The organism is Cellulosimicrobium marinum (assembly GCF_020551945.1).
In the GTDB taxonomy this organism is placed as follows: Bacteria; Actinomycetota; Actinomycetes; order Actinomycetales; family Cellulomonadaceae; genus Cellulosimicrobium; species Cellulosimicrobium marinum.
The window spans coordinates 381435-406168 of the sequence record NZ_JAJBZH010000003.1 but is presented as its reverse complement, the minus strand read 5'-3'; the positions used below and the strand labels follow the sequence as shown (position 1 = coordinate 406168).

At 74.7% G+C, this 24734-nt stretch carries 23 protein-coding genes and 1 riboswitch; of the genes, 10 read left to right on the top strand and 13 right to left on the bottom strand.

Annotation, left to right across the window (positions count from 1 at the left end):
* Nucleotides 1-3: 3 nt before the first annotated feature.
* Nucleotides 4-621 (top strand): LuxR C-terminal-related transcriptional regulator, encoded by a 618-nt coding sequence (locus LGQ04_RS08980; RefSeq protein ID WP_229243528.1) that lies wholly within the window; start codon nucleotides 4-6, stop codon nucleotides 619-621.
* Between the two features lie 294 nt (nucleotides 622-915).
* Complete coding sequence (locus LGQ04_RS08975) at nucleotides 916-2046, top strand: DegT/DnrJ/EryC1/StrS family aminotransferase (RefSeq protein ID WP_229243351.1); 1131 nt, start codon at nucleotides 916-918, stop codon at nucleotides 2044-2046.
* 48 nt (nucleotides 2047-2094) lie between these two features.
* Here the strand turns inward: LGQ04_RS08975 and cobA are convergent, their stop codons facing one another.
* The 5 genes from cobA to LGQ04_RS08950 all read right to left on the bottom strand — a co-directional run bounded on the left by cobA (nucleotide 2095) and on the right by LGQ04_RS08950 (nucleotide 8416).
* Nucleotides 2095-3321, bottom strand: coding sequence for a uroporphyrinogen-III C-methyltransferase (gene cobA / locus LGQ04_RS08970; protein WP_229243527.1), 1227 nt, complete (start codon nucleotides 3319-3321; stop codon nucleotides 2095-2097).
* A gap of 88 nt (nucleotides 3322-3409) precedes the next feature.
* The gene (locus LGQ04_RS08965) at nucleotides 3410-4792 is read right to left on the bottom strand and encodes a sulfate adenylyltransferase subunit 1 (protein ID WP_229243350.1); all 1383 of its coding nucleotides are present in this window, start codon (nucleotides 4790-4792) and stop codon (nucleotides 3410-3412) included.
* The gene (gene cysD / locus LGQ04_RS08960) at nucleotides 4792-5772 is read right to left on the bottom strand and encodes a sulfate adenylyltransferase subunit CysD (protein WP_229243349.1); all 981 of its coding nucleotides are present in this window, start codon (nucleotides 5770-5772) and stop codon (nucleotides 4792-4794) included. The genes LGQ04_RS08965 and cysD overlap by 1 nt, the downstream gene beginning before the upstream one ends.
* Before the next feature lie 8 nt (nucleotides 5773-5780).
* Nucleotides 5781-6488 carry a phosphoadenylyl-sulfate reductase gene (locus tag LGQ04_RS08955; protein WP_372470038.1) on the bottom strand — a complete coding sequence of 236 codons (708 nt, stop codon included), beginning with the start codon at nucleotides 6486-6488 and terminating at the stop codon, nucleotides 5781-5783.
* Between the two features lie 155 nt (nucleotides 6489-6643).
* Nucleotides 6644-8416, bottom strand: a complete 1773-nt coding sequence (locus tag LGQ04_RS08950) for a nitrite/sulfite reductase (protein WP_229243348.1) — start codon at nucleotides 8414-8416, stop codon at nucleotides 6644-6646.
* A gap of 398 nt (nucleotides 8417-8814) precedes the next feature.
* Here LGQ04_RS08950 and LGQ04_RS08945 point away from each other — a divergent pair, with 398 nt between their 5' ends.
* Both LGQ04_RS08945 and LGQ04_RS08940 read left to right on the top strand, forming a co-directional pair.
* The gene (locus LGQ04_RS08945) at nucleotides 8815-9180 is read left to right on the top strand and encodes a hypothetical protein (protein ID WP_229243347.1); all 366 of its coding nucleotides are present in this window, start codon (nucleotides 8815-8817) and stop codon (nucleotides 9178-9180) included.
* Nucleotides 9181-9427: 247 nt separating this feature from the next.
* Complete coding sequence (locus LGQ04_RS08940; RefSeq protein WP_229243346.1) at nucleotides 9428-9910, top strand: DUF456 domain-containing protein; 483 nt, start codon at nucleotides 9428-9430, stop codon at nucleotides 9908-9910.
* Nucleotides 9911-9929: 19 nt separating this feature from the next.
* Here the strand turns inward: LGQ04_RS08940 and LGQ04_RS08935 are convergent, their stop codons facing one another.
* Complete coding sequence (locus LGQ04_RS08935; RefSeq protein ID WP_229243345.1) at nucleotides 9930-10307, bottom strand: VOC family protein; 378 nt, start codon at nucleotides 10305-10307, stop codon at nucleotides 9930-9932.
* Nucleotides 10308-10419: 112 nt separating this feature from the next.
* Between LGQ04_RS08935 and LGQ04_RS08930 the strand changes: the two genes are divergently transcribed.
* Nucleotides 10420-13311 carry a UvrD-helicase domain-containing protein gene (locus tag LGQ04_RS08930; protein ID WP_229243344.1) on the top strand — a complete coding sequence of 964 codons (2892 nt, stop codon included), beginning with the start codon at nucleotides 10420-10422 and terminating at the stop codon, nucleotides 13309-13311.
* Here the strand turns inward: LGQ04_RS08930 and LGQ04_RS08925 are convergent, their stop codons facing one another.
* Genes LGQ04_RS08925 through LGQ04_RS08915 form a run of 3 tightly spaced genes read right to left on the bottom strand, consistent with a single transcriptional unit; the run spans nucleotide 13312 to nucleotide 15485 of the window.
* Nucleotides 13312-14652 (bottom strand): chloride channel protein, encoded by a 1341-nt coding sequence (locus LGQ04_RS08925; RefSeq protein WP_229243343.1) that lies wholly within the window; start codon nucleotides 14650-14652, stop codon nucleotides 13312-13314.
* A 42-nt stretch (nucleotides 14653-14694) separates the two neighbouring features.
* Complete coding sequence (locus tag LGQ04_RS08920) at nucleotides 14695-15267, bottom strand: Clp protease N-terminal domain-containing protein (RefSeq protein WP_229243342.1); 573 nt, start codon at nucleotides 15265-15267, stop codon at nucleotides 14695-14697.
* The gene (locus LGQ04_RS08915) at nucleotides 15267-15485 is read right to left on the bottom strand and encodes a helix-turn-helix domain-containing protein (RefSeq protein WP_229243341.1); all 219 of its coding nucleotides are present in this window, start codon (nucleotides 15483-15485) and stop codon (nucleotides 15267-15269) included. Before LGQ04_RS08915 ends, LGQ04_RS08920 begins: the two co-directional genes overlap by 1 nt.
* A gap of 197 nt (nucleotides 15486-15682) precedes the next feature.
* Between LGQ04_RS08915 and sucC the strand changes: the two genes are divergently transcribed.
* A complete protein-coding gene (gene sucC / locus LGQ04_RS08910; protein ID WP_229243340.1) occupies nucleotides 15683-16861 on the top strand; it encodes an ADP-forming succinate--CoA ligase subunit beta in 1179 nt (392 codons plus the stop codon).
* Nucleotides 16862-16894: 33 nt separating this feature from the next.
* On the top strand, nucleotides 16895-17773 hold the full coding sequence (gene sucD, locus LGQ04_RS08905) for a succinate--CoA ligase subunit alpha (protein ID WP_229243339.1): 879 nt from the start codon (nucleotides 16895-16897) through the stop codon (nucleotides 17771-17773).
* Between the two features lie 73 nt (nucleotides 17774-17846).
* Here sucD and LGQ04_RS08900 read toward each other — a convergent pair whose 3' ends face one another.
* On the bottom strand, nucleotides 17847-18905 hold the full coding sequence (locus tag LGQ04_RS08900; protein WP_229243338.1) for a 1-acyl-sn-glycerol-3-phosphate acyltransferase: 1059 nt from the start codon (nucleotides 18903-18905) through the stop codon (nucleotides 17847-17849).
* Nucleotides 18902-19762, bottom strand: coding sequence for a patatin-like phospholipase family protein (locus tag LGQ04_RS08895; protein WP_229243337.1), 861 nt, complete (start codon nucleotides 19760-19762; stop codon nucleotides 18902-18904). Before LGQ04_RS08895 ends, LGQ04_RS08900 begins: the two co-directional genes overlap by 4 nt.
* Before the next feature lie 111 nt (nucleotides 19763-19873).
* Here LGQ04_RS08895 and LGQ04_RS08890 point away from each other — a divergent pair, with 111 nt between their 5' ends.
* Nucleotides 19874-21139, top strand: a complete 1266-nt coding sequence (locus LGQ04_RS08890; protein WP_229243336.1) for a cell division protein PerM — start codon at nucleotides 19874-19876, stop codon at nucleotides 21137-21139.
* 33 nt (nucleotides 21140-21172) lie between these two features.
* Here the strand turns inward: LGQ04_RS08890 and LGQ04_RS08885 are convergent, their stop codons facing one another.
* Nucleotides 21173-21724, bottom strand: coding sequence for a hypothetical protein (locus LGQ04_RS08885; RefSeq protein WP_229243335.1), 552 nt, complete (start codon nucleotides 21722-21724; stop codon nucleotides 21173-21175).
* A gap of 133 nt (nucleotides 21725-21857) precedes the next feature.
* Between LGQ04_RS08885 and purN the strand changes: the two genes are divergently transcribed.
* Entirely contained in the window at nucleotides 21858-22499 is a 642-nt protein-coding gene (purN, locus tag LGQ04_RS08880) for a phosphoribosylglycinamide formyltransferase (protein ID WP_229243334.1), read from the top strand.
* On the opposite strand, the gene LGQ04_RS08875 is transcribed toward purN, so the two are convergent.
* Nucleotides 22496-23095 carry an ArsR/SmtB family transcription factor gene (locus LGQ04_RS08875; RefSeq protein WP_229243333.1) on the bottom strand — a complete coding sequence of 200 codons (600 nt, stop codon included), beginning with the start codon at nucleotides 23093-23095 and terminating at the stop codon, nucleotides 22496-22498. The genes purN and LGQ04_RS08875 overlap by 4 nt on opposite strands.
* Nucleotides 23096-23191: 96 nt before the next feature.
* Between LGQ04_RS08875 and LGQ04_RS08870 the strand changes: the two genes are divergently transcribed.
* Nucleotides 23192-24586, top strand: a complete 1395-nt coding sequence (locus LGQ04_RS08870) for an MFS transporter (RefSeq protein ID WP_229243332.1) — start codon at nucleotides 23192-23194, stop codon at nucleotides 24584-24586.
* A gap of 4 nt (nucleotides 24587-24590) precedes the next feature.
* A riboswitch (ZMP/ZTP riboswitch) is annotated at nucleotides 24591-24678 on the top strand.
* Nucleotides 24679-24734: the final 56 nt, after the last annotated feature.

Below are 24734 nucleotides of genomic sequence, written 5' to 3'. Positions count from 1 at the left end.
CACATGTTCCGCGCGGGAGTCCGGGCCAGCCTGGACCCGGCGCTCGTCGAGGTGGTCGGCGAGGCGGACTCCGTGGACTCCGCGGTCGAGCGCGTCCACGCCCTCCTCCCGCCCGTCGTGCTGCTCGACGTGCACCTGCCGGGCGGGAACGGCGGCGGCGGCGCGGAGGTGATCCAGCGCTGCACGGACGTGCTGGGCGACGTGCGGTTCCTCGCGCTGTCCGTGTCCGACGCCGCGGAGGACGTCGTCGCGGTCATCCGCGCAGGGGCGCGCGGGTACGTGACGAAGGCGATCTCCGGCCCGGACCTGTCGGCGGCGGTCGGGCAGGTCGCGGGCGGGGACGCCGTGTTCTCCCCGCGCCTCGCGGGCTTCGTGCTCGACGCGTTCGGGACGGGTGCGGGCGACGTCGCGGTCCGCGACGACGAGCTCGACCGCCTCTCCGCGCGCGAGCAGGAGGTCATGCGCCTCATCGCACGCGGGTACACCTACCGCGAGGTCGCGTCCGAGCTGTTCATCTCCATCAAGACGGTCGAGACCCACGTGTCGGCCGTGCTCCGCAAGCTCCAGCTCTCCTCCCGGCACGAGCTCACCCGCTGGGCCGCCCAGCGCCGCCTGCTCTGACCGTCGACGGCCGATCGTGAGTGGTGCGGCGAGCCGGACGGCCTGCGGACGTCGCCGGGGCGCCTGCGGTGGCGGCTCGCGGGGCAGCAGGTGAGAGTAGGAACGCTCGACGGGGGTTCCCGCGCGCCGGTGACGCACCGGCAGGGTGTGGGCCCGTCCGTCGTGTCGACGGCACGTCGTCAGACGTCCAGGGGGGCCTTCGATGCGCTGTGCACCGTACCGTGCGCGACCAGGACCGGTCGCCCGCTCCCCCCTGCCCAGACAGCACCCGGGGGGTGCGGGAACGGAGCTGGCATGTCATGGAGGATCGCCGCAGAAGGTCACGACCGACGTCTGGAGGCGCTGCGAGACCGGCTCCACGCCGTGCTCGACGACCTCGTCACGGGCGGTCGGTACCACCAGGGGGCGCGGACCCGCTCGCTCGAGGAGACGCTCGGCCGTGCCCTGGGACGGCCGGTCGTCGGCACGTCCTCCGGGACGATGGCTCTCAAGGTGGCGCTGAAGGCGTCCGGGGTCGGGCCGGGGGACGAGGTCGTGGTGCCCGTCGCGACCTTCGTCTCGACGGTGTCCGTGGTCGCGGAGCTCGGAGCGACGCCCGTCCTCGTGGACATCGACCCGGAGACCCGCACGATGGACCCGGACGCGTTCGCGGCAGCTCTCGGGCCGCGCACCGCGGCCGTCGTCCCCGTCCACCTGCACGGAGCGCCCGCGGCGATGGTCGAGATCGTCCGGCTGGCGGACCGCGCCGGTGTCCGCGTGGTCGAGGACTGCGCGCAGGGGCACGGCGCCGAGCTGTACGGACGACCCGTCGGGACCTGGGGCGACTACGGGTGCTTCTCGTACTGGGCGGGCAAGAACGTCGGCTCGCTCGGGGACGCCGGTGCGCTGTCGATGCGCGACGCCATGGACCTGGAGACGGTGCGCGCGCTCGTCGACCTCGGACGTCTCCCGAAGGACCGGTACACCCACCACCGACTGGGGTACCGCGGACGCATCGACGAGCTCGACGCCGCAGTGATCGAGATCGAGCAGGACGCCCTCGGCGCGTGGCGGTCGCGGCGACAGCAGATCGCCGACGCCTACCGCGCAGGGCTTGCGGACACCTCCCTGGTGCTGCCCGTCCCACCACCCGGAGCCACGCACGGCTGGTACAAGTTCGCCGTCGGGTCCGACTCCCCACAGGAGCTCATCACGGCACTGGCCGACCGCGGGATCCAGGCCGAGCAGGTCTACCCCACGACGCTGGCGGAGCAGCCGCTGCTGGCCGAGATCGAGCACCGGCTCCTCGACGTACCTGTCGCGAGCGCCGTCGTCCCGACGTTGGTGTGCCTGCCCTGCTACCCGGAGCTGTCCGACGACGAGGTCGCCGAGGTGGTCGAGGCGGTGCAGCAGAGCGTCCTGGGGCGTCACGCCTCGACGGGGTGACGGGTCGAGCGCTGCGGGCGTCGGCCGGACGTGGAGCGGGCGGCGGCCTCAGCCGTCCCAGGCGGGGGAGAGGGTCACGACGTCGCCCACGACGGTGACGGCGGGCGGTCGGACACCCGCCTCGCGGGCACGGTCGGCGATGGTGGCGAGGGTGCCGACGGTGGTGCGCTGGCGCGGGCCGTAGCCGTCCTCGACGACCGCGACGGGCGTCTCGGCCGACCTCCCCTGCGCGACGAGCGCCGCGGCGGTCTCGGCCAGCCGGGACACGCCCATGAGGAGGACGACCGTGTGGTCGCGCGCGGCGGGGACCGCGCCGACGTCCTCGTGCCCGGTGAGCACGGTGAACCCGCGGGACAGCCCGCGGTGCGTCACCGGGATGCCCGCTGCGGCGGGGACGGAGACGGCGCTCGTCACGCCCGGCACGACCTCGACGGGGATGCCGTGCTCGCGGCACGCCTCGGCCTCCTCGCCGCCCCGCCCGAACACGTACGGGTCCCCGCCCTTGAGGCGCACGACCAGGCGCCCGACGAGCGCGTGGTGCACGAGGATCGCGTTGATCTCCGACTGCGGCACGGGGTGGTGCCCGGGCGTCTTGCCGACGTCCACGACGACGACGTCGTCCGCGAGCTCGTCGAGCAGCCCGCGCGGTCCCAGACGGTCGACCACGACGACGTCGGCCTCCGCGAGCAGACGGCGCCCGCGCACCGAGACGAGACCGAGGTCGCCCGGACCGCCGCCGACGAGGGCCACCGACCCGAGGGCGGGTACGTCCTGCGCGCCGCGCACCCGGCGCAGCGGGAGCTCGCCGGAGGCGAGCCGTGCCGCGACCGCGTCCCGCACCCGCTGGGCGCGGCGCGGGTCGCGACCCGCGTGGACCGCGACGGAGACCTCCGCGCCCGCGGTGGGTGCGCCGTCGGGCCCGACGACGCCCGGCACCTGCGTGCGCGCGACGGCCGGGACCCAGGCGGTGCCCAGCGTCGCGTCGCCCGCGGTGACGCACAGGACGCGGTCGGCCTCGGCGTCGGCGGCGACGAGCGCGTCGACCTCGCGGTCGCCGGTCGCGGTGTGCACGAGCCAGGCCCCGTCGAGGTCGCCCGTGAGGTAGTCGCGGTGGACCCAGCGCACCGCACCGGCCGCGACGAGCTCCGCGACGTCCTCGCACACGAACGGGGCGACGACGTCGACCCGGGCGCCCGCGTCGAGCAGCCCGCGCACGCGGCGCGCCGCGACCGGCCCCCCGCCGACGACCACGGTGAGGCGGCCCGCGAGCCGCAGGCCGAGCGGGTACGTCTCGTGGTGGTCGTCGCCGGGCGGGGCCTGCTCGGGGGTCCCGCCCGCGGGGGGTGTCGTCGTCACCGGTCGCTCAGATCGTGTAGGCGCCGGGGCGCTCGACCGGTCGGCGGGCGGCGGCGAGCGCGTCGCCGACCATGCCGGCGGCGAGCGTGCCGCCGTCCTGGCCGTCGACGAGCAGGAAGGCGCCCGTGCGCCGCGCGACGACGTACTCCTCCGCTGCGACAGGGGCGGCGAGCCGCAGCGTGACCCGGCCGATGTCGTTGAGCTCGAGCCGCTCGGCGGGCTCCAGCTCGGCGGTGTCGAGGTCGAGGCGCCCGACGACGTCCCGCACCACCGCCTGGACCGTGCGGGTCGTGTGCTTGAGCAGCACGCGCGCGCCGGGCAGCAGCGGGCGGTCGCCGAGCCACGCGACCGTGCCCTCGACGTCCTGGGTGACCTCGGGCGCCTCCGCCGCGGCGGCGATTAGGTCGCCGCGCGCGAGGTCGACGTCGTCGGCGAGGCGCAGCGTCACGGACTGCGGCGCGAACGCCTCGACGATCTCCTCGCCCGACGCGAGCGAGTCGGCCGTGTCGATCCCGACGACGGTCGTGTGGCGGCCCGACGGCAGCACGACGACCTCGTCCCCGACACGGACGACCCCCGCCGCGACCTGGCCCGCGTAGCCGCGGTAGTCGCGGTACTCCTCGGCGGCGGCGCCCTGCGGCCGGATGACGACCTGGACGGGGAACCGGAACGACTCGGTGTCCGGGTCGTCGCCCGTGGGCAGCTCCTCCAGGAGCTCGAGCAGCGTCGGGCCGTCGTACCAGGGCGTGTTCGCGCCGTGGTCCACGACGTTGTCCCCGACGAGCGCCGAGACGGGGATGGTGTGCACGTCCGCGACACCGAGCGACGTCGCGGCCGCCCGGATGTCCGCGGCGAGCTCCTCGTAGCGCTCGCGCGAGTAGTCGACGAGGTCGATCTTGTTCACCGCGACCACGACGTGCGGCACGCGCAGCAGGCTCGCGACGGCCAGGTGGCGGCGCGTCTGCTCCAGCAGGCCCTTGCGCGCGTCGATGAGCAGCACCACGACGTCCGCCGTCGACGCACCCGTCACGGTGTTGCGCGTGTACTGCACGTGGCCCGGGCAGTCGGCGAGGATGAACGAGCGCCGCGCCGTCGCGAAGTAGCGGTAGGCCACGTCGATCGTGATGCCCTGCTCGCGCTCGGCGCGCAGGCCGTCCGTGAGGAGCGCGAGGTCGGCGGTCTCGAGGCCGCGGTCGCGCGAGACGCGCTCGACGGCGTCGAGCTGGTCCGCGAGGACCGACTTCGAGTCGAACAGCAGGCGGCCGACGAGCGTCGACTTCCCGTCGTCGACCGACCCGGCCGTGGCGAGGCGCAGCAGCGTGCCGCGGCGGTCGTCGTCGAGCGGGAGCACGGGGGTGCCCGTGACCTGCTCCGTGGTGGGCGTGCCCATCAGAAGTACCCCTCCTTCTTGCGGTCCTCCATGGCGGCCTCGGAGAGGCGGTCGTCGGCGCGCGTCGCGCCGCGCTCGGTGATGCGCGTCGCCGCCACCTCGGTGATGACGTCCTCGACGCCCGCGGCGTCCGAGCGCACCGCACCGGTGCACGACATGTCGCCGACCGTGCGGTACCGCACCGTCTCGGTGCGGACGGACGCGGTCTCGGCGTCGGTGCGGGGCTGCGAGTGCGGGCCGACGGCGAGCAGCATCCCGTCGCGGTCGAACACCTCGCGCTCGTGCGCGTAGTACAGCTCGGGCAGCGCGATGCGCTCGCGCGCGATGTAGCGCCACACGTCGAGCTCGGTCCAGTTCGACAGCGGGAACACGCGCACGTGCTCGCCCGGCCGGTGCCGCCCGTTGTACAGGTTCCACAGCTCGGGCCGCTGGTTGCGCGGGTCCCACTGGCCGAACTCGTCGCGCAGCGAGAACACGCGCTCCTTGGCCCGTGCCTTCTCCTCGTCGCGGCGCCCCCCGCCGAACACGGCGTCGAACTTGTGCCCCGTGATCGCGTCGAGCAGCGGCTGCGTCTGCAGCGGGTTGCGCGTGCCGTCCGCGCGCTCGCGCAGACGCCCGTCGTCGAGGTAGTCCTGCACGCGCGCCACCTCCAGGCGCAGGCGCAGCCGCTCGGCCGTGGCGTCGCGGTACGCGAGGACCTCGGGGAAGTTGTGGCCCGTGTCCACGTGCAGCACGGGGAACGGCACCGGGCCGGGCGCGAACGCCTTGACCGCCAGGTGCAGCATCACCACGGAGTCCTTGCCGCCGCTGAACAGCAGCACGGGGCGCTCGAACTCGGCCACCACCTCGCGGATGATGTGGATGCCCTCGCTCTCCAGCGCGTCGAGCTGGGAGAGCCGGCGCGCACCGGGCAGGGCAGCGCCGGGGAGCCCGGTGTCGACGCCGGTCGCGTCGGTCGTCAGGTCGTCGATGGTCGTCATGCCCGTCCTCATACGTGGAGACCGCACTCTGTCTTGTCGAGGCCGGCCCAGCGGCCGGCCCTCGGGTCCTCGCCCGGCGCGACGCGCCGCGTGCACGGCAGGCAGCCGATCGAGGGGTAGCCGTCGTTCAGCAGGGGGTTGAGGACCACCTGGTGCCGCGCGGCGTAGGCGAGGAGGTCGTCGAAGGACCACGCCGCGAGCGGGTTGATCTTCACCAGCCCGTTCTTCTCGTCGAACGTCACGAGCGGCGTGCCCGTGCGGGTCGGCGCCTCGTCGCGGCGCACGCCCGTCACCCACACCTCGTAGCCCGCGAGCGTCCGGTGCAGCGGCTCCACCTTGCGCATCTGGCAGCACAGGGCGGCGTCGCGCGCGAAGAGGTCCTTGCCGTGCGCCGCGTCCTGCTCCGCGACGGTGAGCTCGGGCAGCACGTCGACGATCGTCACGTCCATCTGCTGCTCGACGGCGTCGCGCGTCCCCACCGTCTCGGCGAAGTGGTAGCCCGTGTCGAGGAACAGCACGTCCACCCACGGGATCTGCGCCGCGACGACGTGGGGGAGCACCGCGTCCGCCATGGAGCACGCGACGGCGACGGACGTGCCGAACTCCCTCGCAGCCCACGCGACGACCTGCTCGGCGGTCGCCTCGGGGCGGTCCGACGCGCCGTCGTACCCCGGGGTGCCGACGCCGTGCAGCTCGTCGGCGCCGCGGCGCGCGATCTCCCGCAGCTCGTCGAGCGAGCGCTTCGCGCGTCCCTGCTCCGCCTGCCGCTCCCGCTCGGCGTGGTGCGCGGCCTTCTCCGACTCGCGGCGCTCGGCGTTCGCCCGTGCGGCGGCGCGCAGCGCGGCCAGCGGGTCCTGCGTCGTCTGCTCGCTCACCGCAGCGCCTCCTCGTCCGCCCCGTGCGCCCACTGCGCGAAGGTCTCGCGGTCGTCCTGCGCGCCGGCCTGCGCGGCCTCGTACCGGCGCACGACGCGCTCGACGTAGTCCGGCAGGTCGGCGGCGGTGACCTTGAGCCCGCGCACGGTGCGACCGAGGCCGGCCTCCTCGCGGTCGTCCGACGCGAGCCCGCCGCCGAGGTGGACCTGGAAGCCCGGGACCTGCGTGCCGTCGTCGTCCATGACGAGCTGGCCCTTGAGGCCGATGTCGGCCGTCTGGATGCGCGCGCACGAGTTGGGGCAGCCGTTGACGTGCAGCGACAGCGGCTTCATGCCCGACAGGTCGCCGAGGCGCTTCTCCAGCTCGTCGATCGTCGCCGTCGCGGTGTCCTTCGTGTCGACGATCGCGAGCTTGCAGTACTCGATCCCCGTGCACGCGATGGTGCTGCGGCGGAACGGGCTGGGGTTCGCGTCGAGACCGTTCTCCTTGAGGGTGCTCACGACGTGCTCCACGTGCTCGTCGGGGACGTCCAGCACGAGCAGCTTCTGGTGCGGCGTGAGGCGCACGCGCCGCGACCCCACCGACTCGGCGAGGTCGGCGACGTTCGCGAGGATCGTGCCCGACACCCGGCCGACGTAGGGCGCCGCGCCGATGTAGTTGAGCCCGTCCTTCTGCTTGTGCACGCCGACGTGGTCGCCCGGCACCGGCGGCTTCGGCGCGGGCGGGCCGTCGGGCAGCGCGTACCCGAGGTACTCGTCCTGCAGCACCTGGCGGAACTTCTCCGGGCCCCAGTCGGCGAGCAGGAACTTCAGGCGCGCCTTGTTGCGCAGCCGGCGGTAGCCGTAGTCGCGGAAGATCTGCACGACGCCGTGCCACACGTCGGGCACCTGCTCCTCGGTGCAGAACACGCCGAGGCGCTCACCGAGCCGCGGGTTCGCGGACAGCCCGCCGCCGACCCAGACGTCGAACCCGACGCCCAGCTCGGGGTGGCGGTGCGCGACGAACGCGACGTCGTTGATCTCGTGGACGACGTCCTGGCTGGGGTGGCCCGTGAGCGCCGTCTTGAACTTGCGCGGCAGGTTCGCGAGCTCGGGCACGCCGATGTACTTCTCGGTGATCCCGGCGACGGCCGGGCCGATGTCGATCAGCTCGTCGGCGGCGATGCCCGCGACCGGGCTGCCGAGCACGACGCGCGGCACGTCGCCGCACGCCTCCGTGGTCTGCAGCCCGACGGACTCGAGACGGCGCCAGATCTCCGGCACGGCCTCGACCTCGACCCAGTGGAGCTGGATGTTCTGCCGGTCGGTGATGTCGGCGGAGTCGCGGCCGAACTCCTGCGAGATGCCCGCGATGACGCGCAGCTGCTCGGTCGTCAGCGCCCCGCCGTCGATGCGGACGCGGAGCATGAAGTACCTGTCCTCGAGCTCGTGCGGCTCGAGTGTGGCGGTCTTGCCGCCGTCGATCCCGGGCTTGCGCTGCGTGTACAGGCCCCACCAGCGGAAACGCCCGTGCAGGTCGTCGCCGGGGATGGAGTCGAACCCGTCGCGCGCGTAGATCGTCTCGATGCGCTCCCGGACGGACAGGCCGCCGTCCTCCTGCTTCCACGTCTCGTTCGCGTTGAGCGGCTCGGTGCCGTCGACCTTCCACTGCCCGTTCGGCCGGGCGGCGCGTGCCGGGCGCGCGGGGCGCTCTCCTGCGGGCCGGGCGGGGCGTTCGTGGCGGGGTGCCGGGTCGCCGGTGGTGCCAGGCGCGGTCGTGGCCTGCGTCATCGGTGGTCCTCGTGTCCTCGTTCGGGGGGCGGGGACGCGCGACGGCGAGCGCTCAGCGAGGGTGCGAGTGGCTGAGGTCCGACGGCGCGCGCCGGGTCTCAGGGGGCGGCGAGCCGGGGCTCGCGCTGAGTCGGGCGCGGTTCAGCGACAACAGCTGGGACACACGGGAGCGCACGCCGGCATCTCGTGACGCGTGGTCACGAGGAGGGTGCGGTCTGCCGTCGTCATGCGCGCAACGATAGCCGCCGTCCGGCCGTGTGGACACCCCTCGTCCGCATGGTGGGAACCCTAAAGAGTAGACTGGATTGGTCCAGTATTTCAAGGAGTGCCCGTCGACGAGGCGCATCTCACCTTGTGCACGTTTTCACGACACGTGTGTCAGCAAATAGGGTGGGGGCATGGACTTCGTCTACAACCTCTTCGTCGCGCTCCACTTCGTCGGCTGGGCCATCGTCTTCGGTGGCTACCTCGCCTCCCTCCGTTCGCCGGGCCTGTACACGGGCGTCTGGCACGGGGCGCTCACCGCGCTCGTCGCCGGTGTCGCCATGGTCGGGATCGGGGAGGCCTCGGTCTGGGGCGACGGCGGGCCCGACATGGCCAAGATCGGCGTCAAGCTCACCGTCGCGCTCGTCATCGCGGTGCTCGCGTTCGTCGCGAAGCGCCAGGGTGCGAAGGCGTCCGACGGCGCGGTCGCGCCGGGCGTCAAGCACGCCATCGGCGGCCTGACCCTCGTCAACATCCTCGTCGCGGTGTTCTGGAACTGACGCTCGACGCGCTTCTCGCGAGGTCGGCAGACGCGGGCGAGATCGGCACTCCCGGGGTGCCGACCTCGCCCGCCTCTGCCGACCTCGCGCCGTCTCCAGGATGGAGGGCATTGACCCCGACGACCTCGCGGCATGGTTGACGCCGCTCGCGGCCCGTCGGGAGGTGCACGTCGTCGGCCTCTCGGTGGGCGGGCTCGTGCCGCTCCCGCGTCCTCGCAGACGCCGCTGCCGTGCGAGGATCGCGCCCGTGAGCGTGGGTGGAGAGATTCTCGTCGGGCTGGCGATCCTCGTCGGGCTGGTCGGCATCGTCGTGCAGATCCTGCCGGGCAATGTGCTCGTCCTCGGCGCGATCCTCGTGTGGGCGATCGTCACGGGCGGCACCGGGGCGTGGGTGTGCTTCGCGGTCGCGGCGGTGTTCGTCGTCGCGGCCGAGGTCGCGCAGTACGTGCTCGCAGGACGGCACATGCGGCGCGCCGACGTCCCGTGGTCGACGCTCGTGTGGGGAGGGCTCGCGGGAGTCGTCGGGTTCTTCGTCGTCCCGGTGGTCGGGCTGTTCCTCGGGTTCGTGCTCGCCGTGTTCCTCGCCGAGCTGGTCCGTCGCCGCGACCGCCGTGCGGCGTGGCGCGCGACCGTCGCCGCGATGCAGGCCACCGGCATCACGATCCTCGTGCAGCTCCTCGGCGGGCTGCTCGCCGCCGCGACGTGGCTCTTCGGGGCCTTCTTCGTCTGAGGAGCGTCTGAGGAGCCGGTCAGCCCCCCGGCTCCATGAGGTAGAGGGTGTTGCCGTCGACGTCGCGCAGCGCGAACATCGGCGGGACGCCCTCCCAGCGCAGCAGCTCGCCCACGTCCGCCCCGGCGGCCGTGAGGGTCGCGTGGTCGGCCGGGGCGTCCGACGTGAGCAGGCGGACGCCCGTGTCCACCCCGGCCGGGTTCGCGGCGTCGGCCCGGACGAGGGCGAGCGCCGTCGTCGCCCCGGGCGGGGCGACCTCGACCCAGCGGAACCCGTCCTGGAGCTCGCCGTCCATGCGGACCTCGCAGCCGAGCGTGGACGTGTAGAAGGCGAGCGCGCGGTCCTGGTCCTCCACGGGGATCGCGACGGCGTGCACGCCGGTGAGGTGGGTGGTCATGCTGGTGCTCCGTCCTGCCGCGCGCCCGCGCGGCCCTCCCGTGACGACGCCGCGCGCCGCGCGAACTCATCGGTGCCGGGGTGTGGGTCGGGGCGCCTAGGCTGGGAGGGCTATGGCTTCGCTCTTCGAGAACCTCCCGCTGCCCGGCCTCGACACGCTGTTCGACGGCCCGCGCGTCGACCACGGCGGCGAGTCCCGCCTCCCGCGCACCGCCCCGCGCTGGACCGACGACGCCGCCGTGCCCGACGCCGCGGGGTCGCCCTCCGCGGGGTCGCCCACGGGGCCCGGGGGCGCGGGTGGGCCGGACGCCGCGGGGGAGCGGGCGGCGTCGGGCGAACGTCGCGGACGCTTCGCGCACATCGACCCCGACGGCCTGCTCGACGGGCTCAACCCGCAGCAGCGGGAGGCCGTCGTGCACGCGGGCGGACCGCTGCTCATCGTCGCGGGCGCCGGGTCGGGCAAGACGCGCGTGCTCACCCACCGCATCGCGCACCTCCTCGCGACCGGGCGTGCCCGCGCGGGCCAGATCCTCGCCATCACCTTCACGAACAAGGCCGCGGCCGAGATGCGCGAGCGGGTGGTCCAGCTCGTCGGGCCCGCCGGGCAGAACATGTGGGTCTCCACGTTCCACTCCGCGTGCACCCGCATCCTGCGGCGCGAGGCGACGACGCTCGGGCTGCGGTCCAGCTTCTCCATCTACGACGCCGCGGACTCCCAACGGCTCATCACCCTCGTCACGCGCGAGCTCGACCTCGACCCGAAGAAGTACCCGGCGCGCTCCCTCGCCCACAAGATCTCCGACCTCAAGAACGAGCTCGTCGACCCCGAGACGTACGCGCGCGAGTCGGGCGCCCACGCCACCGAGGACGGGCTCGCCGACCACCCCGGGGCGCGCGGCGCCGTCGTGCCCGAGTTCGACCAGGTCCTCGCCGACGTCTACACCCGCTACCAGGCACGCCTCCAGGCGGCGAGCGCCCTCGACTTCGACGACATCATCATGACGACCGTCAACCTGCTCCAGGCGTTCCCCGCCGTCGCCGAGCACTACCGGCGACGCTTCCGGCACGTCCTCGTCGACGAGTACCAGGACACCAACCACGCCCAGTACGTCCTCGTGCGCGAGCTCGCCGGCGTCGGTGCCGGCTCCGCCGCGACCGACCCCGCCACGAGCGGCACCGGCGAGGCGCAGGCCGTCGCCCTCGACCCCGCCGAGCTCACCGTCGTCGGCGACGCCGACCAGTCGATCTACGCGTTCCGCGGCGCGACCATCCGCAACATCCTCGAGTTCGAGGCCGACTACCCGGACGCGCGCACCATCCTGCTGGAGCAGAACTACCGCTCCACCCAGAACATCCTCTCCGCCGCCAACGCCGTCATCGCGCGCAACCCCGACCGCAAGCCCAAGCGCCTGTGGACCGACTCCGGCGCGGGCGCCAAGGTGATCGGATACGTCGCCGACAACGAGCACGAGGAAGCGCGGTTCGTCGCGCAGGAGATCGACCGCCTCGGCGACACCGACGGCGTGCGGCCCGGCGACGTCGCCGTCTTCTACCGCACCAACGCCCAGTCCCGCGCCCTGGAAGAGGTGCTCATCCGCGTCGGCCTGCCCTACAAGGTCGTCGGCGGCACACGCTTCTACGAGCGCCGCGAGGTCAAGGACGCCGTCGCCTACCTGCGCGCCATCGACAACCTCGACGACGACGTCAACCTGCGCCGCGTGCTCAACACCCCCAAGCGCGGGCTCGGCGACCGGGCCGAGGGCGCCGTCGCGGCGCTCGCCGACCGCGAGCGCATCTCGTTCGGCGCCGCCCTCGACCGCATCGACGAGATCCCCGGCCTCACCAACCGGACGCTCAACCCGCTGCGCGCGTTCGTCGAGCTCATGACCGGGCTGCGCGAGCTCGCCGCCTCGGGCGCCACGCCCGCCGACGTCCTCGGCGCCGTCCTCGACCGCACCGGCTACCTCGCCGAGCTGCGCGCGAGCGACGACCCTCAGGACGCCACCCGCGTCGAGAACCTCGCCGAGCTCCATGCCGTCGCCGCCGAGTTCACCGAGCTCGAGCCCGAGGGCACGCTGTCCGACTTCCTCGAACGCGTCTCCCTCGTCGCCGACGCCGACCAGATCCCGGCGGACGACACCGACACCACCGACACCGATGCCGACGAGGACGGCCAGGGCGACGGTGCGGTGGAGAAGGTCGACCCCGGCGTCGTCACGCTCATGACCCTGCACACCGCCAAGGGCCTCGAGTTCCCCGTCGTGTTCCTCACCGGCATGGAGGACGGCACCTTCCCGCACATGCGGTCCCTGCACGACGACGCCGAGCTCTCCGAGGAACGCCGCCTCGCCTACGTCGGCATCACCCGGGCCCGCGAACGCCTCTACGTGTCCCGCTCCGCCGTGCGGTCCGCGTGGGGGATGGCGAACGAGTTTCCGCCCAGCCGGTTCCTCGACGAGATCCCCGAGGAGCTGTGGGACTGGCGGCGGCGCGAGTCGTCGATGCAGACGCTGCGTGCCGGCGGGTCGGTCTGGGGGCGGGGTTCCGGGTGGTCGGGTGGACGGTCGGGGTCGGGGTCGGGGTCGGGGTTGGGGTCGGGGTCGGGTTCGTGGTCCGGGTCGGGTGCGCGGTCCGGGGCCGACGCCGCCGGGTCTGCCATCCGCGGTCCTCGTTCCTCGGACCGCTCCCGCCAGACCCGCCACGACCCGGCGTCGTCGGCCCCTGCCCGCTCGTCGTCCGGGTCGCCAGGACGCACGGCAGGGTCGTCCGGCTTCCGGCCCGGGTCGTCTGGCGGCTCCGGGGCGACGTTCGGGTCGGCGACGCCGCGGCAGGACGCCGACATCCCGAACCTGGCGGTGGGCGACAAGGTGACGCACGACGCGTACGGGTTGGGGACGGTCGTCGCGCTGGAGGGCGCGGGGCCGAACGCGGTGGCGAAGATCGACTTCGGGGCCGACGGGACCAAGCGGCTGCTGCTGCGGTACTCGCCCGTCACGAAGCTCTGATCAGCGGCCCGGGGCCGGGTCGGCGGACGCGTCCGCCGGGCCCGGGTCCGCGACGTCGGGGTCGACGCCGCGGCGTCGGTGGTCGTGGAAGGCCTTGACGAGGGCGCCGGCGACGGCGCCGACGATGGCGGGGACGGTGACCGCCGGCCCGGCGGACGCCGTGAGCAGGACCGCCAGGACGAGCGCGGTGACGGGCATGCCGAGCGCCAGCGCCGTGCCCGCCGCGATCCCGCACGCGACCTGAGCCGCCAGCGCGGTGTCGGGGACGACGACGGAGGTGAGCGTCCCGACGGCCGTGCCGAGGAACACGGCGGGGAAGATCGCGCCGCCCCGGAAGCCGCTGCCGAGGCTCACGGCGTACGCGAGGGCCTTGAGCAGCGCGACGACCACGAGGGTTCCCGCCGCCGTCACGCCCGTGACGGCGGGCATCGACTGCTGCCCCGAGAACAGGAGCACGTCCACGTCGAGCCCCGTCACCGCGCGACCCGCCAGCGCGACCGCGGCCACCACGGCGCCACCGGCGACGAGCACCACGAGGTGGTGGCGGCGCGAGAGCCCCCGCAGGGCCTCCGCGCCGCGCAGCGCGGCGACCACGACGACCGTCGTGAGCGCGGCCGTGGCCAGGCCGGCGAGGAGATCGACGACCCGGACGGTGGTGTAGGTACCGAGCGGCCCGGTCGAGAGCTCCGACACGTGCACGCCGGGCCAGTCCCCGACGCCCACGCGCACGAGGTACCCGGTGCCGAGCGCGACGAGCAGCGGGACGGTCCGCAGGAGGGGGCGGTGTACCGCGGTGCCGGGCGGGGCGAACAGCGCGGCCTCGAGGACGAGCAGCGCCGTCACGACCGGGTTGCCCATGACGACGCCGAGCGCGGCCCCCGCGCCCGAGAGCACGAGGACGCGGGACACCTCCGTCCCGACGCGGCGCTGCACGGCGAAGCCGATGCTCGTCCCGATCGCGAGCAGCGGCGCCTCGGGCCCGATCACGGCCCCGAACGCGAGCGAGCTGAACGCGGCGAGCAGCGTCGAGCCGAGCTCGCGCGGCGTGATGTCGAACGCGAGCCCGTCGAGCGGGTGGTGCCCGCCGTGGCCCGGCAGCCGGCTCGCGGCCGCCACCCCGAGCGCGCCGAGGACGAGCAGGCCCACGACCCACCACCACGGGGGAGCGTCGAACCCGACGGCGTCGGGCAGCGTGTGCCACAGCAGGTGCTCGGCTGCGTGGACGAGCGACGTGAACGCCGTCGCACCGACGGCGGCGGCCCCGCCCACCAGCGCGGCGAGCAGCACGAGCCGTCCGACGTCGGCCGGGGCGGTCTGCGGGGGTGCGGCACCGTCGGGCATGGGGCGAGTGAACCACCCCTGCCCGGTCTCGGCCTCCCGAGGTCAGGACGCGGCGCGACGGCCCGCCGCGCCCGCGGAGCCGGGGTCGAGGAGCACCGACCGCAGCGCGTCCGGGGTGGAACCGGCCGCGGCGAGCGCCGCGGCGAGGGTGCGGTGCGCCGTCGTCCCCTCGTCCTGGAGGAGCGCGAGGAGCACGTGACCCGAGTCGATCGTCGTGGCGTGCAGGGCGACGGCCTCGCGCAGCGACCGTTCCAGGGCCTTCGCCGCCTCCTTCGTGAACGCGACGTGCCCGCGGCGGCGGCGTCGCCCGGCCCGCTCGAGCGCGCCGGCGCCGAAGGCGGCGTCGGTCCGGGCGCGGACCGCGTCCAGGTCGATGCCGAGCGAGGCGAGCGCCTCTCCGTCGAGCAGGTCCGCGGACCGGACGGCCGCCGCGTGGCGGTCGAGGTCGTCCGCGCCCACCCCGACGGACGCGAGCGCGCGGGCCGCCGGCCCGTCCTGCCGGGCCACGCCGAGCAGGACGTGCACCGCCTCGATCGTCGCGGCGCCGCGGTCCCGGGCGATCTCCTGCGCGTCGACGACGGCCTGTCGGGCGTCGACCGCGAAACGTTCGAACATCATGACCTCCGGTTGCGGGACGACCCGTACCTCTTGTGGACCGCCTGGCGCGTGACGCCGAGCCGGTCCGCGATCTCCTGCCAGGACCAGCCCTGCGCGCGGGCGTTCTCGACCTGCAGGGTCTCGAGGTGCTCGGCGAGCACGCGCAGCGACCGCACGGCGCGCAGCCCGACGTCCGGGTCGGTGCTGCTCGCGGCGTCCACGTCCACGGGATCCATGCTCGTCAATCTAGGTTGACACCTCCGTAGTGTCAACCGGGGTTGACCGGGTGACGAACGGAACACCCCTCGTCGCGCACCGTTCACCGCCGCGGATAGGAGCCGTCGCCCACGCGGGCTACCCTGTACGGGGATGTCTTGATGTCGAGACATCGGTCATGCCGCACACGGCGCATCAGACGGAAGGACGCAGCAGGGTGGACCTGTTCGAATACCAGGCGCGTGACATCTTCGAGAAGCACGGCGTCCCCGTGCTGGGCGGGGTGGTCGCGACGACGCCCGAGGAGGCCCGCGCGGGCGCGGAGCAGCTCGGCGGCGGGACCGTCGTCGTCAAGGCCCAGGTGAAGACCGGCGGCCGTGGCAAGGCGGGCGGCGTCAAGCTCGCCCACTCGCCCGAGGAGGCCGCCGAGAAGGCGTCCGAGATCCTCGGCATGGACATCAAGGGCCACACGGTCCACCGCGTGATGATCGCCGCGGGCGCGCGCATCGCCGAGGAGTACTACTTCTCCGTGCTGCTCGACCGGGCCAACCGCTCCTACCTCGCCATGGCGAGCGTCGAGGGCGGCATGGAGATCGAGCAGCTCGCGGTCGAGCGCCCCGAGGCGCTCGCCAAGGTCGCCGTCGACCCGACCGTCGGCATCGACGCGGCCAAGGCCGCCGAGATCGTCGAGGCCGCCGGCTTCGCCGCCGACGTCAAGGACGCGGTCGCCGAGACCATCCAGAAGCTCTGGACCGTCTACCAGGCGGAGGACGCGACGCTCGTCGAGGTCAACCCGCTCGTCAAGACGGAGGACGGCCAGGTCGTCGCGCTCGACGGCAAGGTGTCGCTCGACGAGAACGCCGGCTTCCGCCACGCGGAGCACGCCGAGCTCGAGGACAAGGCCGCGGCCGACCCGCTCGAGGCGAAGGCCAAGGCGAACGACCTCAACTACGTCAAGCTCGACGGCGAGGTCGGCATCATCGGCAACGGCGCGGGCCTCGTCATGAGCACGCTCGACGTCGTCGCGTACGCCGGCGAGGCGCACGGCGGCGTCAAGCCCGCCAACTTCCTCGACATCGGCGGCGGCGCGTCCGCGGCCGTCATGGCGGCGGGCCTGGACGTCATCCTCAACGACCCGCAGGTCAAGAGCGTGTTCGTCAACGTCTTCGGCGGCATCACCGCGTGCGACGCGGTCGCGGACGGCATCGTGCAGGCGCTCGGCATCCTGGGCGACGAGGCCAACAAGCCGCTCGTCGTCCGTCTCGACGGCAACAACGTCGAGGAGGGGCGCCGCATCCTCGCCGAGGCGAACCACCCGCTCGTGACGCTCGCCGAGACGATGGACGGTGGCGCCGACCGGGCAGCCGAGCTCGCCGCTGCCTCCACCGCCGCCTGAGCCCAGACGACCCGAGAGAGAACAGACACAGACATGGCAATCTTCATCAACGAGGACTCCAAGGTCATCGTCCAGGGCATGACCGGCTCGGAGGGCATGAAGCACACGACGCGCATGCTCGCCTCGGGCACGAACGTCGTCGGCGGCGTCAACCCGCGCAAGGCCGGCCAGAGCGTCGAGTTCCCCGGTGACGTCACCGTCCCCGTCTTCGGCTCCGTCGCGGAGGCGATGAAGGAGACCGGCGCGGACGTCTCGGTCATCTTCGTCCCGCCGGCCTTCACCAAGGCGGCCGTCGTCGAGTCGATCGATGCCCGCATGCCCCTGACCGTCATCATCACCGAGGGCGTGCCGGTCGCGGACTCCGCGGAGTTCTTCACGCTCGCGCAGCAGGCCGGCGTGCGCCTCATCGGCCCGAACTGCCCCGGCATCATCAGCCCCGGGAAGTCGAACGTCGGCATCATCCCGGCGAACATCTCCGGCCCGGGCAAGATCGGCCTCGTGTCGAAGTCCGGCACGCTGACCTACCAGATGATGTACGAGCTGCGGGACTTCGGCTTCTCCACCGCCATCGGCATCGGCGGCGACCCGATCATCGGCACCACGCACATCGACGCCCTCGCGGCGTTCGAGGCGGACCCGGAGACCGAGGCGATCGTCATGATCGGCGAGATCGGCGGCGACGCCGAGGAGCGTGCCGCGGCGTTCATCCAGGAGAACGTCACGAAGCCGGTCGTCGGCTACGTCGCGGGCTTCACCGCCCCCGAGGGCAAGACGATGGGTCACGCGGGCGCGATCGTGTCCGGCTCGTCCGGCACCGCGCAGGCGAAGAAGGAGGCCCTCGAGGCCGCCGGCGTGAAGGTCGGCAAGACGCCGTCCGAGACCGCCGCGCTCATGCGCGAGATCCTCTCCTGACCCGAGAGCCCGACCGGCGGCCCCGCCGCCCGCACGACGCCCCGCTCCGCACGCCGGACGCGGGGCGTCGTCGTCACTCCGTGCGGCTGTCCGTGGGGGAGGCGGAGGACGGCGCTCCCGCGTCGGCCAGCCAGGCGTCGAGCCGCGCCCACTGGGCGTAGAGCCAGGCGGCGCGCGCCTCGTCGCCTGCGGGCAGGTCCGCGCGCGGGGTCGACCAGACCTTCATCGTGATGCGCTTGTCCATCGGCAACTCGCGCCAGATGTCCCGCGGGGTGACGAGCCGTTCCAGGCCGGTGTGCGCGACGACCGCGACACCCGTGGCGGGGGAGGCGTCGAGCGCCGCGAGGAACCCACCGACGTGCGGCGCCAGGACGTGCGGCATCGCCGCGGCACGGTCCGCGAGGTCGAGGTCACCCGCCGCGCGCAGCGCCTCGACGCGGGCCTGCCAGCGGCGCGGCGTGACGTTCCCGCCCTCGGGGAAGAGCAGCAGCGCCGAGTCCGGTCGCATCCCCGTCGCGAGGTGCGCCACCGCGTCGCTGCCCGACGGCGCCCCTCGCCCCCGCCGGGACCGCGGCACCACGAAGTACGCGGGCAGGCGGTGCAGCAGGAGGTCGATCGCGGGGTCCCACAGGAGCGTGTCCTTGAGCACGACCCGGGGCTCGCGACCCGTTCGGTTGACGATCTGGTCCATGAGGATGAACGAGTCCCCGGGGCCGGCGTGCCGGCTCACGACGAGGACCGGCTCGTCGGCCAGGCCCTGCGCGTCGGACGTGTCCACCTCGATGCGCAGGCGCAGCGTCCAGCGCACCTGCCAGAACAGCAGGGCCAGCATCGCGCCGGCCAGGCGGACGTGCGCGCGACGGAACGCGGGCCGGTCGAGCGCCGCGCCGAACCCCGACGCCACCCACAGGGCGAACAGCGCCACGACCGCCACGGCGTCCCACACGACGTAAAAGCACGCGATCCACAGGGCGCGCGTCGTGCGCAGCCGGCCGGGCAGCGCCCAGCTGACGACGGCGCCCACGAGGACGACGAGCATGAGGCTCGTCGGCAGCAGCAGGACGGCGAGCAGCACGACGGCGGGTGCCACGACGAGGCGGCGGACCCAGCGGGGCGGGGGAGCGAGGATCACGGGGCGCCTCCGGCGGGTCCGGGGAGCCCGGCGTCGTCGAGCCCGTCGAGGTACGCCGCGGCGGCGGCGTGCGCCGACGCGGCGCGGGTCCTCGTCGCGTCGAGGCGGCGCGACGAGGAGAGCCGCTCGTCCCCGGGCAGCGGTCCGCCGCTCGGCAGCACGTGCACCGTGACACCGGGCGGGACGTCGGCGAGCTCGCGCGCGAACCGGTGGCGCCGGGCGATCTCGAACGTGACCTTCGCGACCTCCACGGCGGTCCGTGGCGGGCGCAGGGGCTCCTCGATCCGCCCGACCTGCAGCACCCACACCGTGTCCGCGCCCCGGCGCACGGCTTCGCCGAGGGGGATGGAGGACACCACCCCGCCGTCGACGTAGTGCTCTCCCTCGATCACGGTCGGCGGGAGCGCGCCCGGCACCGAGGCGGACGCGAGCACGGCCTCGACCAGCGGCCCCTCGGAGAACCAGCGCTCCGCCGCCCGCTCGATCGACGCGGCGGCGACCACGAGCGGGACGTCCAGGTCGGCGAACGTGCGCCGGTCGCCGAGCACCTGGCGCAGCAGCGCCCGCAGCGGCTGCGGGCTCGCGACGTGCGTCCGGGTGCGGGCCAGGCGGTGCACCTGCCGGTACCACGCCTCCCCGTACACCTGGGTGGCGGCCGGTGACGACCACGCCGCCTCGAGCCGCGGGACGACGTCCGGGGTCGGGTCCGCGGCGAGCGCCGCCCCGTTGATCGCCCCGATCGACGTCCCGACGACGAGGTCCGGCACGATCCCACGGTCGAGGAGGGCGCGCAGCATGCCGATCTGCACCGCTCCGCGCACCCCGCCACCGCCGAGCACGAACGCCGTCGTCGACATGGCCCCGATCGTACGGAACGCGGGCCGTCGGGTCGCGGCGTGCCGACGGGTACGCTGGCGCGCCGGGCACGGTCACCGGGAGGACCGGCCCGATCGACGACGATGGGGACCATGAGCACGACCCGCCCGACCGCCCGCACCTCGCGCCCCCGCACGGTGGAGGGAGCGCCGCCCCCGGCACCCGTGGCGCCCCGGCGCGCCCTGTCCGGCGTGCTCGCCGCGCTGCAGGCCCTCGCCCTCTCCCTGGCCGTCGTGGTGCTCCCCGCGCTCGTCGCGTACGTCGCCGCCGCACCGACGGGCACGTCCGGGTGGGGGCGGTCCGTCACGGTCGCTGCGGGGCTGTGGCTCCTCGGGCACGGCGTGCCGCTCGCGGCGGGGGGTGCGACGGTCAGCCTCGTCCCGTTGGGCCTGACCGCGCTCGCGCTGTTCTGCTGCTTCGCGTCGGCACGGCGGTCCGCGCACACGACGCGGTCGGCCTGGGGCGCCGGGACGGTCACCTACGCGGTCGCCGCCGCCTCCGTCGCCCTGCTCTCCGGCGTGACACCCGCCTGGGGGCCGCTCGTCGCGCTCGTCGGCGGGGCGGTCGTCGGTGGCGTCGGCCTCGGCGCCGGCATCCTCGCGCGTCCGGACGCACCCCCGCTCGCGACGCTCGCCGCCCGCACGGACCGCGTGCTGCCCCCGGTCGCGCGCCTCGGCCTGCGGGGCGCGGTGCTCGCCACGAGCCTCCTCGTGGCGGCGGGCGCCCTGGTGGTCGGGGCGTGGGTCGTCGCGGGTCGCGCGACGTCGGGCGACATCGTCGCCGGGCTCGCTCCCGGGCCGGTGGGCGGGGTCGTGCTCGCGGTCGCGCAGCTCGCCGTCCTGCCCGACCTGGTGGTGTGGGCGACGGCATGGCTCGTCGGCCCCGGGTTCACCGTGGGGGAGGGGAGCACGTTCGCCCCGGGCGGCTCGCAGTCGGCCGCACTGCCTGCCGTGCCGCTGCTCGGTGCGCTTCCCGACGGCGACTGGACCAACGCGCTCACCCCGTGGGTGCCCGCGCTCGTCGTCGTGCTCGGCGGCGTCGCGGGCGCCTTCGTGTGGCGGCGGCTGCGCGACGTCGCGGGGACGCACCCCGACGACGACGTGCGGTGGCGCGACGTGGGTCTCGCCGCCCTGGCCCTCGTCGTCGGGACGGGGCTGCTCGTCGGTGCCGCGGCGTGGCTCGCGAGCGGTTCCGTCGGGCCGGGGCGTCTGGCGAGCGTCGGTCCCGACGCGCTCCTCGTCGCCCTGCTCGCGGCGGCGGAGGTCGGCGGCGGGGCCGTCCTCGTCCTGCTGTGGTGCCGCGCGGGGCTCGGCCGTCGCGGGTGGTCGGACCACGAGGAGCCCGACGCCGCGGGCTGAGGGCCTGACGCGGGAAGAGGTCGACGCCGCGGCTCAGGGCCGGGCGATCCCGCCCACCCAGTCCTCGATCGCCTGGACCCGGGCGGTGGCGCACCGCTCCTCTGCGGCGACGGTGATCGCGCCGTCCAGGCAGCGCTGGTGCGCCATCTCGACGTCCCAGGTCGCGAGCATGCCGACCATCTGGAGCGCGACCATCCCCGCGAGGCCCACCCCGACGGCGAGCGCGGGGACCAGGGCGCCGCGGACGCGCGCGCGCCACACCGCGACGAGGGCCCGCACGCCCACGACCACCGCGACGAGGGCGATCGCGAGCCCGGCGAGCTGCCACGGGAACGGGAGCGCGCTCGCCACGATGACGAGCAGCATGACGAGGCCGAAGCGCAGCACGCGCCGGGTCGCGCGGCGTGCGGCCTCGGGCTCGACGGGCTCGGGCGGGGCGGGAGGCCCTCCGGGTCCGCCCGGTGCGCCGGGTCCGGGCGGCGGTGCCTGGTGGTGCGGCGGTGCCTGGTGGTGCGGTGGTGCGGCGTCGGGCGGTGACGGTCGCCCGGTCGTGTCCGGGCGGGGCGGGGCGTACGGGTTCCCCAAGTCGTCTCCTCGGTCTCGGGCGGGCTCGCGGTACATTCTCCCATCGGAGCCGTGTCGCGCGCGGACCCGTCGGCACGCCCGGTCGGGGTCGCGCGCCCGTTCCGTCCTCCGCACCGCCGTCCCAGGGAGCACCGTGCAGACACCGTCCGGCCACCGCGTGGAGTCCACGACCGCGAAGCGCGTCGTCGTGCTCGTCTCCGGAGCGGGGAGCAACCTCGCGGCGCTCCTCGCCGCGCACGACGACGCGGCGTACGGGGCGCGCGTCGTCGGCGTGGTCTCGGACAAGCCCGCGGCGGGCGGCCTCGGGCTGGCGCGCGAGGCGGGCGTGCCGGCGGTCGCCGTCGCGCCTGCGGACTTCGAGGACCGCGCGGCGTGGGACGCGGCCGTGGCGCAGGCGGTGGACGTGTTCCGCCCCGACCTCGTCGTCCTCGCGGGCTTCATGCGCATCCTCGGGCCGGCGTTCGTCGGGCGCTTCGCCGGCCGCACGATCAACACCCATCCCGCGCTCCTGCCGTCGTTCCCCGGTGCGCACGGCGTGCGCGACGCGCTCGCCTACGGCGTGAAGGTCACGGGCGCCACGGTCCACGTGGTCGACGACGGCGTCGACACGGGGCCGATCGTCGCCCAGGTCGCCGTGCCGGTGGAGGTCGGCGACGACGAGGCGAGCCTGCACGAGCGCATCAAGGTCGCCGAGCGCGCGCTGCTCGTCGAGACGGTCGGCCGGGTCGCGCGCGACGGGCTGCGCGTGGACGGCCGCCGCGCCCTCGTCGGCTAGCCCTTTTCCTCCGGCACCGCAGTCTCCTCCTCCGGCGCCGCGGGGTCGGGCGGCAGGTCGCGCGGCGCGAGCACCGTGAGCACCTGGTAGGTGGCGCGGGGCGCGTCGGGCGTCTCGCGCGCCTCGGCGAGCGACCGGTCCGACCACCGCTCGAGGACGGTCTCGATGTCGTGCGCCATGGCGGTGGCCTGGTCGGGCGTGAGCACGAGGGCGCTGATGGCGAGGATCCGGTCCTCGCGCGCGACGCCGGACTCGTTGGCGCGCCGGAACGTCTCTTCCGCCCACGCGAGGGCAGGACGCACGACGTCGCGCACGGCGGCCGGCGTCCCCGGCTCGACCGCGTAGCTCTTCGCGACGTTGGTCCACACGCGGTCGCGGCGGTCGCGCGCGTGCTCAGGCGCCTCGACGATGAGCCCGGCCTTCGCGAGCACCCGCAGGTGGAAGCTCACGGCGTTGGCGGGCTCGCCCGTGGCGCGGGCGAGGTCGGCGGCGCGCGCGTGCCCGAGCACGGCGAGCTCCATGAGAATCCGCTGGCGCAGCGGGTGGGCGATCGCCCGCAGCGCCGCGGGCTCCTGGACGCGGAGGGTCTCGAGCACACCGCGAGGCTAGCAACGGAAGCGCACGCGTGCGTGCGCACGGGCAACTGCGCAATGACTATTGCGCAACTGGCGTTGCGGATCTACGGTTCCCCCATGACGACGCAGCACGAGGCCGCCCCCGACACCCGCCCGCCGGCGCCGGAGCCACCGACCTCCGCCCCGCCGGGGAAGCCCGCCGACACCCCTGCACGCGGCCCGTCGTCCCTCCTGCGCAACCGCTCGTACATGCTGCTCATGTCAGGTCTCACAGCGGAGTCCCTCGGCGCGGGCATCGCGCTCTTCGCCGTGCCCCTCGTCGCGTACGGCCTCACGGGCTCGGTCGTGCAGGCGGGCGTCGTCGCCGCCGTCGGACAGGTCGGCGCCCTCCTCGCGACGCTGCCCGCCGGGGTGGTCGCGGACCGTGTCGACCGGCGCCGGCTCGTCGTCGCAACCGCGGCGGTCGGGACCGTCCTCTGGGCGACCGTCGCCGTGACGGCCGCGATCGGCTCGCTCACCGCGTGGCACCTCGCCGCCGTGCTCTTCGGGGCCTCCGTCGTCGGCGCGCTCGTCGACCCCGCGACGAGCGGCGCCTTCCGCTCGGTCGTGCCCGTGCCCCAGCTGCCCACCGCGCTCGCCGCCGCCCAGGGCCGGGACGCCGCCGCGGGCCTGCTCGCCGGGCCCGTGGGCGGCGTGCTCTACGCGGTCGCGCACGCCGTCCCGCTCGCGGCCGCGGCGGTGGGGCACCTCGCGACGGCGGTGTGCACGTGGCTCGTGCGCGAGCCGCTCAACGGCGACGTGGCCGAGGCGCGCGCGACCCGGCCGACGGCGGCGCTGCGCGAGGGCCTGCGGTTCGTGTGGAACGTGCCGCTCTTCCGGGCGCTCCTCGGGCTCTTCGTCGTCATCAACGTCGCGTTCGGCGGCCTCATGGTGGGCATCAACCTCGAGCTCGTCCGAACCGGCACGGCGCCGTTCCTCATCGGTCTCGTCGACCTCGCCGTCGGCGGCGGCGTCCTCGTCGGGGCCGTGCTCGCGCCGCGCCTCGTCGCGCGCTTCCGGGCGGGCGCGCTCGTCGTCGTCGCGCTCGGGGTCCTCGCCGCCGGCGCCGTCGTCATGGCGGTCCTCGGGTCGTACACCGGGTACCTCGTCGTGCTGCCGTTCGCCGTCCTGCTCGTCCCCGCCGTGAACGCTGGGCTCTCGGGCTACGCGGCCGCGATCACGCCGCCGCAGATGCAGGGCCGGCTCTCGTCCGTCATGGGCCTCACCGGCCTCGCCGCGGGCCCGCTCGTCCCGCTCGTCGGCAGCGGGCTGCTCGACCGCTACGGGGTCGGCGTCGCGCTCGCCGTGCTCGCCGGGCTCCTCGTGGCGACCGTCGCCGTCCTCAGCACCGTGCGCTCCCTGTGGCGCGTGGGCACACCGGACACCTGGGCCCAGGACGCGCTCGCCGGGGCGGACGTCGCGCCCGCCGAGACGACGGAAGAGCGCTCCGACGACGCGCCGTCGGGCCGGTAGACTGGGCCGCGGCCGCGACTGGCGAGGGTGGGAACGACCACCGGGGAGCGGCCGGACAACCTGCTGGTGCGTCGACCGCCTGGGCGCCTGGGTTCTGCCACTCGGCACCGCGCGCGAGTCCTGCCCGGACCGCACGGTGCACCGACCG